A 14,080-nucleotide genomic window follows, 5' to 3' on the forward strand; every position below is an offset into this window, starting at 1 on the left:
TTACAGCGCTGAGATTTTAGCGCGCTGCTCTTCCAGCAACTGCTTGGTGGCTTGGAATTCGGCCAGCTTGCCGCGCTCTTTATCCACCACCGCTACCGGGGCTTTGGCGATAAAGCCGTCGTTGCTAAGCTTCTTCTCGATGCCGCCGATCAGCTTGTCCTGCTTCTCAATCTCTTTGCTTAAGCGGGCGATTTCGGCGTCTTTGTCGATCAGGTCCGCCATCGGTACCAGCACTTCCATGTCGCCCACCAACTGCGTGGCTGAGAGCGGGGCGTCGTCTGGGTTTTCAAGCCAGGTAACGCTTTCGAGCTTGGCGAGTTTGGAAAGGAAGCGACGGTTGCTCTCCAGGCGCTCGGCGTCTTCGGGCTTGCCTTTGGTGAGCAGCACGTCAAGCGGTTTGCCGGGGGCGATGTTCATTTCGGCGCGGATGTTACGCACGGCGATGATGACGCCTTTCAACCACTCGATATCCAGGCTGGCCTGGTCGTCGATTTTGCTTTCGTCGGCTTCTGGCCAGGCTTGCAGCATGATCGACGCATCGTCACCCATATACACGCCTGCCAGCGGCGACACGCGCTGCCAGATCTCTTCGGTAATATAAGGCATCATCGGGTGAGCAAGGCGCAGAATCGCTTCGAGTACGCGTACCAGCGTGCGGCGGGTACCGCGCTTGGCTTCTGCCGTGGCATTTTCATCCCACAAAACAGGCTTGGAAAGCTCCAGGTACCAGTCGCAGTACTCGTTCCAGACGAACTCATACAGCGCCTGGGAGGCGTGGTCGAAACGGTACTCGTCCATCGCCTTGGTGACCTGGGCTTCGGTTTTCTGCAGCTGCGAGATAATCCAGCGGTCGGCCAGTGAAAGCTCAACCTCTTCACCACCAGTGCCGCAATCTTCGCCTTCGGCGTTCATCAGCACGTAGCGCGAGGCGTTCCACAGCTTGTTGCAGAAGTTGCGGTAGCCGTCCAGGCGGCTCATATCAAACTTGATATCACGCCCGGTGGTGGCTTGGGAGAGGAACGTAAAGCGCAGCGCATCGGTGCCGTGGGCTTCAATACCGTCTTTGAACTCGTCCTTGGTCGCTTTGGCAATCGCCTTGGCCTGTTTCGGCTGCATCATATTGCCGGTGCGCTTTTCGAGCAGTTCATCCAGCGTGATGCCGTCGATCAGGTCGATGGGGTCGAGTACGTTGCCCTTGGATTTGGACATCTTCTGCCCTTGGCCGTCGCGCACCAAACCGTGTACGTAAACCGTCTTAAACGGTACCTGCTTGGTGAACTTCAGGGTCATCATGATCATCCGGGCAACCCAGAAGAATATGATGTCAAAGCCGGTCACTAGAACGCTGGAAGGGTGGAAGGTCTCCAGCTCCGGGGTTTGTTCCGGCCAGCCGAGGGTGCCGAACGTCCACAGGCCCGAGCTGAACCAGGTATCGAGTACGTCTTCATCTTGCGTCAAGGTTACGTCGGGGCCGAGCTCATGCTTCTCGCGAGCTTCGGCTTCGCTACGAGCAACGTAGACATTGCCTTCCTCGTCGTACCAGGCCGGGATGCGGTGGCCCCACCACAGCTGGCGGGAGATACACCAATCCTGCAGGTCGCGCATCCAGGCGAAGTACATGTTCTCGTAGTTCTTGGGCACGAACTGGATATCGCCATTTTCCACCGCTTCGATGGCGGGCTTGGCGAGGGACTCCACGGCTACAAACCACTGGTCGGTGAGCAGCGGCTCAATGACATCGCCCGAACGGTCACCATAAGGCAGGGTGTTGTTAACGGCTTCGACTTGCTCTAGCAGGCCCAGGGCGTCCATGTCGGCAACGATCTGCTTGCGCGCTTCAAAGCGGTCGAGACCTGCGTACTTGGCAGGCAGAGTGGCGTCTACATCGGGCTGGGGCTGTCCTTTCAGGTCGAAGATCTCGGCCTGTTCAAGGATCGCCGCGTCTTTGGAGAAGACGTTTATCAGCAGGTGGTTCTGGCGCTTGCCGACTTCGTAGTCGTTGAAGTCGTGGGCGGGGGTGATCTTGACGCAGCCCGAACCTTTCTCCATATCGGCGTGCTCGTCAGCAACCACCGGAATACGGCGACCGACCAGCGGTAGCTCAATGAACTTGCCGACCAGAGAGGCGTAGCGCTCATCGTCTGGATTCACCGCCACACCGGTATCGCCCAGCAGGGTCTCCGGGCGGGTGGTGGCGACTACGAGGTAATCCTTGCCATCGTTGGTTTTGACGCCGTCCGCCAGCGGGTAGCGGAAATGCCAGAAGCTGCCCTGCTGCTCTTTGTTCTCCACTTCCAGGTCAGAAATGGCGGTGTGCAGTGTCGGATCCCAGTTGACCAGGCGCTTGCCACGATAGATCAACTTCTCTTCGTGCAGGCGCACAAACACTTCTTGTACCGCCTTGTAGAAGCCGTCGTCCATGGTGAAGCGTTCGCGAGACCAGTCGACGCTAGCGCCCATGCGGCGCAGCTGGCGGGTAATATGGCCGCCGGACTCGTGTTTCCACTCCCACACTTTGTCGATAAACGCATCGCGACCAAGGTCGTGTCGGGTCTTGCCCTCTTCAGCCGCAATCTTGCGCTCCACCAGCATCTGCGTCGCGATACCGGCGTGGTCGGTGCCTACCTGCCACAGGGTGTTATTGCCCTGCATCCGTTTCCAGCGCGTCAGGGTATCCATAATGGTGTCCTGGAACGCGTGGCCCATGTGCAGGCTGCCGGTCACATTGGGCGGTGGAATCATGATCGAAAAAGGCGTGCCCTGGCCGGAGGGGGCGAAACGGTTGTCGGCTTCCCAGCGCTCGTACCAGCGGGTTTCGATCTGTTCGGGTTGGTAGGTCTTTTCCATGGAGAGTTGGCTCACGGCTGGCGAGAAATGTGCAAAAATGTATAAACGCATAAATGCGCAAATGCATAAATGCATAATTTAATGGGCGTGAGTATACCGCGTAAGGGCAGTGGTCGTCAGGGGCTACTCACGCTCTATTGTGGGTGCACAGTACGTATGTGATGTGTTTATGAGAGCTGTTTATGGGCAGAAAATCCGCGCATGGCGATTAGCCCGAGGATGGGGCCCGGCAATAGCCACCAAATGACAGCCAGCGACTGGCTCGACCACAGCGCTGTGACCAGTGCAATGGAAGGAATGGTCAGCCCAAAGCCGATCGCATTCATCATCGCCAGCGCTGCTCCTAGCCGCTCGGGTGGAGCCGTGGCGCTGGCCAGCGCAGAGAACTGCGCGGAGTCGGCAATAACGCTAACGCCCCATACGCCGAGAAGCACCAGCAGCAGCCAGGGCGAGGCGCTGCCCAACAGGGGATAAACCAAACAGAGCGCACCGGAGGTAGCCAATGCCACGCAGGCCACTCGGGCACTGCCAATCTGTCGGCTCCATTTGCCTGCCAGCACGCAGCCCGGTAAGCCCAACGCGATCACCGCAAAACTTAGCCACGGTTGAGCGCTGTTTGCAGCACCCAAGCGCTCCAGCTCCCGGGCGACCAGAAACGGCACCAGCGCCCAAAGGGCGTAAAGCTCCCAGCAGTGGCCGAAATAACCCAGTGCGGCGGCACGAAAGCGGGGCTGTTTGAAAGCGGCCAGGCCTGCCCAGGGGCGGCCGCTTTTGGCGGTGGCTGGCAGGTGGGGGCCAACGCCCAGCTTGAAAATCATTAGCGCAGCGGCCAGCGCCAGCAGTGACGCCAGCAGCAGCGGCCACTGCCAGGGTAAATGCAGCGTTAAACCGCGCAGCAGGTGCGGCGAGGCAATGCCCAGGGTCAGCATGCCCACCAGCCAACCCAGCGCGGCGCCGGCGTGGCTGGGTGTCCAGCTCACCACCAGCTTCATGCCTAGCGGATAAATCCCCGCCAGGGAAAGCCCGGTCGCAAAGCGCGCAACAGCGGCGAGCGTCACGCTCTCAGCCGCGCCGATAAAGGCGGCGTTGATCAGTGCGCCGAGAACGGCAGAAATCGCAAACAGGTGGCTGGCACGAATTCGGTCGGCAAGACCAGTGGTTGCGATCAGCAGCGTGCCGGTAATAAACCCTGCCTGAACGGCGATGGTGAGCAGACCCAAATCGCTTTCGCTGAGGCCGACGGCCTCCTGAAGCGCCAAGCCAACGCCATTAACGCTAAACCATAGCGAGGTGCCGAACAGCTGGGCGATGACAATCGTAACAAGCGGGTAGCGCGTGAACACGTTTACGTCTCCATGAGGGCAAAGGGCGCGGCCAGAGCCCGCTAATGGTAATCAACAATTTACCGTTACGACGAATTTTTTAAAAACAGCAGTGTCGGATCACAAGACCCGTCAGGATTCGTCGGGCAGGAAGTACAAATTTGTTCGCAATTGGAGTTTTTATGCACGTAGCCAAGCTTTTCCTTCCAGCCGTTGCAGCACTGGCATTCAGTGTTCCCGCCATGGCCCAGCAAATGGCTGGTAGCACTCCCAGTGTCGATGACCAAGTTGATCAACTTGACGAAATGGTCGATCTGGATGAAGGCCAGAAAGAAGAGATGAGCAACCTCTTGACCCAGATGCAAGATAAAATCAGTGGCAAGGAGCAGGAAGCCCGGCAGTTGCAACAGCAACTCGGCGAGCAGGTTCAGCCCGATTACGATGAAGCTGCCATTCGTGCGGACGCGGAGCGTCTTGGCGACCTAACGGCCGAGATGACCGCTGATAGCATCATCTTACAGTCTCAGATCGAAGGCGTATTCACTCAAGAACAGCGCGAACAACTTGACGAAGCCATGGCTCAACGGCAGGAGCAAATGCAACAACAGATGCAGGAGCAGATGCAGCAACAGGGTGGCTAAGGCAGCGACGCCTGGGACGCACTGACAACGATTGCCCAACTCTGTTGACGGCCCCGCCAAGTGCGGGGTCACGTGTTTAGGGTGTAGGGTCTCCTCGGCCATTTACCCCAATTTATGCGGCACGACCTTATGGCCCATCTCTTTATAGCGCTGCCAGTAGGCGCGTTTGGCGACCAGTACTTGTGGGTGCTGATTGATGATCTCGGCGGCAAGGCTTTTTTACGAGATAAAACCGCGTCTCACCAGGATTCTGCCTTCAACGGCAGAGCATTCAGCTCAGACCGCGCCTCACGCCACCCCGGATAATGTTGATCCAATAGAGCGATAAAGTGCTCATTGTGAGTTGGCTCAATCAAGTGTGCCATTTCATGAACGATGATGTATTCCAGTAGGTCTCTGGGCTTTTTTACCAGCTCGGTGTTCAGTCGGATGTTGCCTGCTCGGTGGTTGCAGCTACCCCATTTGGTCTTCATGCGCTGAAGATAGTAACGGTTGACGGTGACTTCCAACTTCGATTCCCATCGCTGGATCAGTGGCGGTACGGCCTCGTGGAGCAGGCGTTTGTGCCACTCATGCATGACTTGAGCGCGTTTTTCGGGGCTGCTATCAGGCCGCACCCTTAGCGTGATGCGCTTGTGGTCGAGCTTGATGTTGGGGCGGGCCTCTTTCTCTTCGACGTTCAACAAATAACGGCGGCCCCAGAGATAATGACTCTCTCGCTTAATGAATTGCCGGGGCGTTTCCCGATCCTGTTGCTGGAGCTTGGACTGCTGACTGCGAATCCAGCTCAGTTTTGAAATCGCATAGGCGCGGGCTACCTCAAGACGTGTGTTTGCTGGTGCCACTAACGTCACCCGGCCCTCCGGTGGATGAACAGACAGGTGAACATTGCGCACCGCCTTGCGGGTAACGGCGATGTGGATGTCGCCGAGTTCGATAGTTTCGGTCATGCGTAGCCGTTCATATTTTTGATCAGGTCAAAAACCGCTTCGGTGGCGTCACTGTTGCGGTTAAGCAGCGGGTAGAGCACGTTAAGCACTTGACGCTCCTTAACCTCGTCGCCCTTCCAGTGTGCGGGCACTTGCTCACGCATGGCGGCATCAAGCCGCAGCGCCATCTGAGCCCATGGATCCATATATTGTGGCGGCTGCTCGGCCACATCCTTGGCATCAGCAATTTCTGGCGCCAGATGGGGTAAGTTTCTGAACAATACCGCTGCGTCAGGCTTGTCTTTCAATACGCTGGGTAACTCGTTTGACGCCTGACCTGCACTCATTTTCTTGGCCAGCTCTTCGGCCCGCGCCAGAAACTCTTGGTAGGAGGCCGTCTCAGAACGCCACTCCTCAATCAAGTCATTGAGCAGCGTCGACATTTCTTCGTAAAAGCGTGGGTCGGTCAGTTGTTCGCGGATAATGGTTTTGCGCACATTATTGATGATGCCTTCTGCCACCGCATTGTTCGACAGCTTACCTTTGGCGTTGAGCTTCTGGGCGATGGCATCGTGAATGCCGGTGTTTACAATCAGCTCCACCAGCGAGTAGCTGTCCACCGCGCCCATGTTGCTCGCAGGATCAGCCTGAATATAGGTGTTGATCAGGTGGCGCATATCAGCTTCAAAGGGCTTGATATCCAGCTCTTCACCAGAGTGGCGTTTAATTGCGTCGCGCACCTCGCTGTAGAACGCCATTTCGTCGTTCAGTCGCTGGATCTCGTTCCATGAATAGCCCGCTTCGTCCAGGTGCTGAGTGATATTGGCAAAAGCGCGCACAAAGCTGGTGACTGCCTTGTAAAATGAAATCCGCAGCGTCTCGGTGTTGTCCAGCGCCTCGGGGTTGTAAGCCTCGCCACAAAAATAGTGGATGTGCTGTTCGATCTCTTTTGGGGGCGGTACCGGGTCGCAGAGGTAGTGGAGTGCCTCGCGGGCAGTGTCCAGTGTCTCACGGCCTTCTTTCAGCCAATCTTTCAGCTCGATGTTGTTCTCAGCCGTACCTCCGTCATCAAGATCCAGCTCGTCCGAGCTATAGACCGCGATGGCGTTCTGCACATCGCCGAACAGCTGCTTGAAATCGACAATATGGCCATAGTCCTTGTCGTCGCCATCCAGGCGGTTCGTGCGGCAGATAGCTTGGAACAGGTTGTGATCGCGCAGTTCGTTATCCAGGTAGATATAGGTGCAGGTGGGTGCGTCAAAGCCGGTGAGTAGTTTGCTCACCACGATCAACAGTTTGCAATTGGCCGGTTCTTCCTTGAAGCGGCGTTTCAATTCATTTTCGTATTGCTGGGTGGACTGGCCATCTTTCAAGACATACTGTTTGTAGGTATCAAACTTATAGCGCTCACCACTGTGTTCCGATTCGCGAGAGATGGCGTTGTGGTTGGGATCGAAGGACGTGATGATGCCGCAGTATTTGCCAAAATACGTGTTGTGAAATAGTCGAAAATAATGGCAGGCATCATAGATCGAGGCTGCCACTAGCATGGCAGTGCCTCGGTGGTTGTTTAGGCGCGGCTTGCGGCTGAAATCCTCAATGATATTGGCGATGATGCGTTCCTTACGCTCCTTGGCACTCATCAGGTGTTCCAACGTCGCCCACTTGTTGCGCAAGATCGCCTTTTGATAGTTATTCAGGTTCTTGGTGGCGTGCTCAAACCAAGCATCCACGGCTTCTTGTGAAGTTAGTCGCTGGGGCACATCCCGGGCTTCATACTTCAAATCCAAAACGACTTTATCGGCTACCGCCTCGGGAAACTTATAGGTGTGAATGTAAGTGCCGAACACCTCGCGGGTAGTCTGTTTGTCTTTGCGCAGCAGGGGCGTACCGGTAAAGCCGATAAAAATGGCATCCGCCAGCCAGCGCTTCATCTGTTTGTTCAGGTGGCCACCCTGGGTGCGGTGGCACTCGTCCACGAACACATAAAAGCGCCCCTGAACCTGCGGTGGCTCGCCTTTAAAGTCAGATGGGTCAAACTTATGCACCAGGGCGCACAGAAGGCGGGGCGTGCTGGCGCTCAATTTCTCTACAAACTGGGCGCGGGAGTTAATGCGTGGGGAGGGCGCGTCTTCGCCCACCACGCCAGCGTTGCGCATGACGCCGACAATCTGCTGATCCAACTCGTCCCGGTCGGTCACCACCAGAATGCGCCCCTCTGGGTCATGCTCAAGTAGCCATTTGGCCAGCAGCACCATTAGGATGCTCTTACCGCTGCCCTGGGTGTGCCAGATCACGCCGCCTTCGTGCTTGGCTACCCGGGCCTGCGCTGCCTTGATCCCGAAGTACTGGTGCGGACGTGGTACCTTTTTCTGCCCTGCATCGAATATCACGAAGTTGCGCATTACATCCAGCAACCGCTCCTTGCAGCAGAGCTGCGCCAGTGGCCGATCCAGCAGTGTGCCTGGGCTGATCTCCTCTGGGCGGTCTTCGTCCTTCCACTGCACAAAGAACTGCTCCGGGGTGCCGGTGGTGCCGTAGCGCAGACCTTGGGAATCGCTGCCCGCTAACAGCAGTTGTGAAGTGCTGAAAAACGCCTCGTTGAACAGCGGCTCTTGGTTGGTTCGAAGTTGGCGCACCCCGTCGGCCACCTCTACCGAGCTGCGCTTGAGTTCAATGACTGCCACCGCCAAGCCGTTAAGGTAAAGCACAATATCGGGCCGTCGTTCAAGTCCGCCCTTGAGCGTAACTTCCTCGGCCAACGCGAAATCGTTATTTTCGGGGTGCTCCCAGTCGATCAAGTGCACATCTTCATGGGGCTTACCCGGTGAAAGTAGCACTTTTACCGGATAGCGCAGCAGGTTATAGATGCGCATATTGGCCTGGTAGAGACCCACTCCGGTGACATCAGCGGCGGTTTCCAGCTTTTGAAGGGCCTGGGCGATATGGGCGTCCGAGTAACCTCGCGTCTGCAGATTAGCGCGCAACAGAGCAGGCTCTATAGCGCGGTTGTTCCCCCGTTTGCTCCAGTCGCCCAGATGCCGATAGCCCAGTCCACCTTCTTTCTCAGGCTGAGTGAATAGCGCCACTACGCGGTGCTGGGTTTCACGTTCTGGGCGAGGAGTTACAGCCATGAATTATCCCTTGTTGTTCTGTTGTTGCAGCCATGCTTGGCCAGCAGCCGTTAGGCGGTATTTTTGCAGGCGGCTATTGGGTTTATCTGGAATCGTATACTCAATTAATCCCTGTTCCAGAGCCGGATCGATATAGTGCTGACGCACATGGGTGCGATCCTTGAGATTCAAGCGTTCCCTGAGGCTAGCATTCGAAAGTTCACCCTCTTCTGCCAACAGCCCCAGCAGCCTCCCCACTGGTGGAGCGACTGGTGGGGTGACTGGTGGGGTGACTGGTGGAGTGACTTGGTCGGTCACTTCCCCGGGCCACTCTGCTTCCGGTCGCCAGATTACCGTGCTGAACTGATTTCCCGCCGCGTCGTCCACTAGGTCAATTTGTGGCCAGGCTTCCAGCGCGCGGGGGATACCGCTGCCCATCCCGCGATAGGGTAAAATATGGCTGGCATGTTCGGTGAGCGTTGGGTTGCGGCGGATGGTCTTACCCCGGCTAATATCCTCCGCGCTTAGGCTATCTGGCAAGTGGCCAGGGCTGACGATCTCCACCCGGTCGGCAAAGATCATGATGCGGATCGAAGCGCTGGTGAAGTAGTCCCGATGGATCAATGCATTGACCAGCAACTCTTCCAGCGCCGTTTCAGGAACCTCCAGCTCGCCCAATGTATTGAAGCTTCGCCCGTGCTGTACATGGTGAAGGTTGCGCTTGATGAAGGCGAAAGCGCCCCGGAACTGCTCCAGTAGGGTGCCCTTGATATCTTCGCTATCCAGGTAGCGGGTATCGTGCAGTACGGTGCCGGGGAAGGCCACCGCCTTCACTTCAAAGGCAGGGCGCCAGCGCTGGGGATTGCGACCAAACAGCATCAGCCCCGCCAGATTCAGCTCCTGTCCATCGCCCAACCCCAGGTTCTGCAGCAACTGCTCCCGTGTCAGGCCCGAGAACTCACTGCTCTCACCATAGCGACGATTGAAGTAAGCGGTAAAAGCCTTTTCGTCGATATCATCGGTGGAAGTGCCCGCTACTGGCACCACATCGGCGTAGACCAGCCCGGAGCGCTGGAACATGCGTTGCAGCTCTTCTCGGGAGGTCACATGGCGCTTATCAGAGCCTTGTTTCACCCAGATGCGGCCTTGATTATCGAGATATGGTTTGGCTAAGCCATCAGGTACCTCGATCGCTATCACAATGCCCTGATCCGTCTGCACATTCTCGCTCAACGGATGCACTGGCGGGCGCACATGCTGAGAAGCGGCATTGCCAAGTAGCTGGTTCAGCCGCCGCACTGCCGCGCCATCCAGCCCCACAATCGAGCCGTCATCATTAACGCCCAGAAACAACCAGCCACCGCCACTGTTGGCAAAGGCAGCCAGTTCAGCGGCAAGGCCATCCACGTTGGTGGCATCGCGTTTGAACTGGTGGCGGCTGTCTTCTCCGCGGGTGAGTGTGCTTAGCAGTTCGTTCTGATCTATTTTCATGATTCCTGCTTGGGCATAAATTTCTTTTCCCTCACGTTTCTAACCAGCGGAGTTTACCAGGCGAGTTCTCCCAGTCAGCAGTTCCTGCATCATGGCTTTTTTGAGGGCGGTAGTCTTGGTACGGCGTTGTTCGAGGGCCTCGAGTTCAGCATCGTTATTTGAGAGGGTATCGGCGATGGCAGCCTGTTCTTCATTAGACGGAGGTATAGCTACTTCGTAGCCGTGTGCGTCGTTTCGATTTAAGGTTGGAACTCCAGAGCCGGAAGCAAAACGCTCAAACCCTACTTTCTCGTATAAATATGAAATAAATTTAGGGTTATTGTTGTGAAAGTTAGTTACCCATAACGTCGTATTGTGAGGCCAATAGTCCTCCTCAATATAATGAATGCGACCGAGGGTGCCTGATCTCCCGGTAACAACGCCAGGGCCTTTAACCATCGCTTTCAAATGATATCCCCATATCCCGTTGGAATAGACAACAGGGTAATCGCCGTGCTTTAGGCGCGAGGTTGGTAAATCGAAGCCACGCTGAAGAGACGCAATTTCCACTAATCGCTTCGTCTCCCACTCCCCCTCAAACCCCGGTAGGCGGGTTTGGCCGGTAAGGAGTTGTTGCATAGAGGCTTGTTTGATAGCGCGCTTTTTGGCGATCAGGCGATCCAGTTCTTCTAATAGGGCATCTACATCGCTTAGGGCGGTGGCGATGGCGCGCTGCTCGCAAAGCGGCGCAAGTGGAATAGGAATCGAGTTGCAGCTACTTTTGTTCAAGTATGGGACAGCGGTTTTGGTGCCGAGCGCAGCAATTTGGTCTTTTCGATGGGAAAGGGCATATAATAAAAAGTCAGCATATATACGCCCTTTCGGTAGAAAGGCATGTAATTGCTGGTTTACAACAATTTCACTTGCTGTTTTTGCAACAATGCCCAGCTCGCCTGCACATGACATAAGAATTGATCCAGGCGGAATTATTTTTGAACCTACGGATTTTGCCTCGGCGAGAGATATAGAGAGTCCGGCTTTAGATGTGGTGACGAGTTTACCGCCATCCAAGTCGGGTGTTGTGATCCATGGAATAATTCCATCGAAAACCTTTGGCTTATTCCTGCCGGGGACAATGCAGCCGCAAACATCTCCTACTAAAGGGGCTTCCCAATCTTCAGGTATTATCCCCACCTCAGTTTGCTTGTACCCGTCAGGCACCGCTGGCTTTGCGGCCAAAAAACCATACCCCGGCGACACTTCCTGAACTTCCAATGCTCCCCGGTTCATGCCCACTCGACTCCCATCTTTTTCAGATGCTCATCCACTTTGGATGATAGCTCTTCAACTCGTTGGGTGAGTTGTGGCAGGGGCGTAGCGTAGCGCTCAGTTAGCTCGCGTACGCGGTAGGTCAAAGTTTGGGAGACGCGTTCCAGTTCCCCCTGTACGGCAGCTTCCAGGGCGGTAAGCCATTTGTGGTCGACTACCAGGGTTTTGATCTCGGCTTCGGTGAGCTCTGGGTATTTGTTGTGGGCGAGCTGGTCGAGTTCGGCGTCTTGCTCCTTGATTTGCTTTTTCAGTTCGCTTTGGCGCTTTTCCAGGTCGCTCCACTGTTTGAGGACAGTGGCCTCATCAGCGTAGTCGGGATCTTTTTTGATCTCTTTCAGGCGCTTGGTGACTTCGCCCTTGTTGATTTTGTCCAGCTCGGCAAAGGCACCATCTTCGCCGCCGTGTTCTTCTTCCAGCTCGGTGATCTGACTGGCGAGGCTGTCCAGCTCGCTTTGCAACGCATCGAGCTCGGCCTGTTGGTCGGCGAAGTAGTGCGCGACGATGTAAGGCTTGGGCAGTAGATCGCACGTCCAGCCTTTATCTTTTAGTTGGCCTTTTTTCTTGCCGGTGGTGATTTCTTCCTTGATGCGGCGTGTTTTGGCCACCCAGCCGTCGGCGGCGATTTCGTAGGCGTCGTCCTGTAGTGTCTCGTACCAGTAGTCCATCAGGTGTTGGTAGATGTCGTAAGGATCCAGCAGTGGAGCCTGACGGAAACTGTCGAGCAGATCTTCACCGACTTCGGTGATCAGTGCCTTGGGTTGGCTGTCTTCACCGAAGGCTTTCAGGTGTGGCGTGTTACGCTCGCGCCAGTCGTTGAACAGTCCAATCACTTCCTGGCGGAAAGCGGCGAACTCTTGGTGTTTAAGAATCGCGGGTTTAATGGCTACAGCATCTACCGCTGGGGCGGCGTAGCCTGAGCGGCGGTTGGGCCGAAACAGGGCTTGGCGTAACTGCGGAAATACCTGCCAGTAGGCAGCCAGGCCTGGCACCGGTGGAATGGCGTGCGTGTCGCCGTCGATATCCCGTAAAGGAATGCCGCCGTTCAAGTGGGCGTGGATGTCGTGCTGGTCTTCTGGCTCGCTGGTATCAATGTAGCGGGGCAGGTTGAGGTTGAAATCGTTTTTGGGATCGGCAATTTCGTCAAAGGGCACCATACGGGCATAGCGCAACACAGCCACTTGCTTTTGGAAGGAGTCCACCATGCGATGGATATCCTGCTCACGCAGGCGGTTTTTGTTGCCGTCTTTGATAAAGCCTTTTGAGGCATCGATCATAAAGATGCCTTTCCTTGCCTGTGCGTTCTCTTTATCCAACACCAGGATGCAAGCGGGGATGCCGGTGCCGTAGAAGAGGTTAGCGGGCAAGCCGATGATGCCTTTGAGAATACCGGAGCGCACCAGTTGCTTGCGGATGACGGCTTCGGCGTTGCCCCGGAAGAGTACGCCGTGGGGCAAAATCACCGCGCCTTTGCCGTTGCTGTTCATGGAGCGGACGATGTGCAGCAAGTAGGCGTAGTCGCCCTGCTTGGCAGGCGGCACGCCCCAACTGAAGCGCTGAAACTCATCATCCTCCGGGGTTAAGCCGGTACTCCAGGCCTTGTCGGAAAAGGGCGGATTGGCCACCACATAATCGTAAGTGCGCAGCCCTTGGCCGTTGTCACTCTTGAATTTCGGGTTGGCTAACGTATCGCCCTGCAGAATGTTGGCGCTGGGGAAGTTATGCAGGATCATGTTCATGCGGGCGAGACCCGCAGTGGTCACGTCCTTTTCCTGGCCTTCCAGGGTGATATATTTACCCGCTTCAGCGGCGACTTTGAGTAGCAGCGAGCCCGACCCACACGTTGGGTCATAAGCAGTAGTGGCAGCCACGGCAGTCTTCGGGGAAATCCCGATCACTTGTGAAATGACCCGGCTGACCTCCGAGGGGGTGTAGAACTGGCCCTTGCTCTTACCGCTTTCACTGGCGAAGTGGCGCATCAGATATTCGTAGGCATCGCCAAGAATATCATCGTGCTCGGCGCGGTTTTTGGCAAAATCCAACTCTGGTTTCTGGAAAATGCCAATCAGGTTGGTGAGGCGATCGATCATCGCCTGGCCTTCGCCCAGCTTGTTGGGGTCGTTGAAATCCGGGAAGTCGCTGCGCGCCAGTCGGGCGTTATTGTCGATCAGCGGCTGGATGATCTGGGTGTTGATCTTGTCGCCAATGTCGCTCTTGCCCTTGAGCTGAATCATGTCCTTGAAACTGGCGGCCTTGGGGATGACTACCGGCGGGGCGAAGTCGTCCGAGTCAGCGTATTTATCTGAAATGTATTTGATAAACAGCATAAACAGGACGTAGTCCTTGTACTGGGACGCGTCCATTCCCCCGCGCAGCTCATCGCAGGAGGCCCAGAGGGAGGAGTAAAGTTCGGATTTCTTGATGGCCATATG

At 56.1% G+C, this 14,080-nt stretch carries 8 protein-coding genes and 1 pseudogene; 1 reads left to right on the forward strand and 8 read right to left on the reverse strand.

The annotated features are described in order from the left end of the window. Positions 1 to 2,847, reverse strand: a complete 2,847-nt coding sequence (locus tag YERSI8AC_RS02490; protein WP_022520159.1) for a valine--tRNA ligase — start codon at positions 2,845 to 2,847, stop codon at positions 1 to 3. A gap of 167 nt (positions 2,848 to 3,014) precedes the next feature. Next, positions 3,015 to 4,190 carry an MFS transporter gene (locus tag YERSI8AC_RS02495; RefSeq protein ID WP_138800415.1) on the reverse strand — a complete coding sequence of 392 codons (1,176 nt, stop codon included), beginning with the start codon at positions 4,188 to 4,190 and terminating at the stop codon, positions 3,015 to 3,017. Positions 4,191 to 4,351: 161 nt separating this feature from the next. On the opposite strand from YERSI8AC_RS02495, the gene YERSI8AC_RS02500 reads away from it, so the two are divergent. Next, positions 4,352 to 4,810 carry a Spy/CpxP family protein refolding chaperone gene (locus tag YERSI8AC_RS02500; protein ID WP_159176000.1) on the forward strand — a complete coding sequence of 153 codons (459 nt, stop codon included), beginning with the start codon at positions 4,352 to 4,354 and terminating at the stop codon, positions 4,808 to 4,810. Positions 4,811 to 4,912: 102 nt separating this feature from the next. On the opposite strand, the pseudogene YERSI8AC_RS02505 reads toward YERSI8AC_RS02500, so the two are convergent. The 6 genes and pseudogenes from YERSI8AC_RS02505 to YERSI8AC_RS02530 form a co-directional block, all read right to left on the reverse strand. Continuing rightward, positions 4,913 to 5,017, reverse strand: a pseudogene (locus YERSI8AC_RS02505) (DNA polymerase III subunit chi); the annotation flags it as partial. Between the two features lie 32 nt (positions 5,018 to 5,049). Further along, entirely contained in the window at positions 5,050 to 5,760 is a 711-nt protein-coding gene (locus YERSI8AC_RS02510; protein ID WP_159176001.1) for a M48 family metallopeptidase, read from the reverse strand. After that, positions 5,757 to 8,873: a type I restriction endonuclease subunit R gene (locus tag YERSI8AC_RS02515; protein ID WP_159176002.1), complete on the reverse strand. Its 3,117-nt coding sequence runs from the start codon at positions 8,871 to 8,873 to the stop codon at positions 5,757 to 5,759. The genes YERSI8AC_RS02510 and YERSI8AC_RS02515 overlap by 4 nt, the downstream gene beginning before the upstream one ends. Before the next feature lie 3 nt (positions 8,874 to 8,876). Next, positions 8,877 to 10,343 (reverse strand): Fic family protein, encoded by a 1,467-nt coding sequence (locus YERSI8AC_RS02520; RefSeq protein WP_236557226.1) that lies wholly within the window; start codon positions 10,341 to 10,343, stop codon positions 8,877 to 8,879. A gap of 39 nt (positions 10,344 to 10,382) precedes the next feature. Next, a complete protein-coding gene (locus YERSI8AC_RS02525) occupies positions 10,383 to 11,612 on the reverse strand; it encodes a restriction endonuclease subunit S (protein ID WP_159176003.1) in 1,230 nt (409 codons plus the stop codon). Then, positions 11,609 to 14,077 carry an HsdM family class I SAM-dependent methyltransferase gene (locus YERSI8AC_RS02530; protein WP_159176004.1) on the reverse strand — a complete coding sequence of 823 codons (2,469 nt, stop codon included), beginning with the start codon at positions 14,075 to 14,077 and terminating at the stop codon, positions 11,609 to 11,611. The genes YERSI8AC_RS02525 and YERSI8AC_RS02530 overlap by 4 nt, the downstream gene beginning before the upstream one ends. Positions 14,078 to 14,080: the final 3 nt, after the last annotated feature.

It is taken from the genome of Halomonas sp. 113, assembly GCF_904067645.1.
GTDB lineage: Bacteria > Pseudomonadota > Gammaproteobacteria > Pseudomonadales > Halomonadaceae > Vreelandella > Vreelandella titanicae.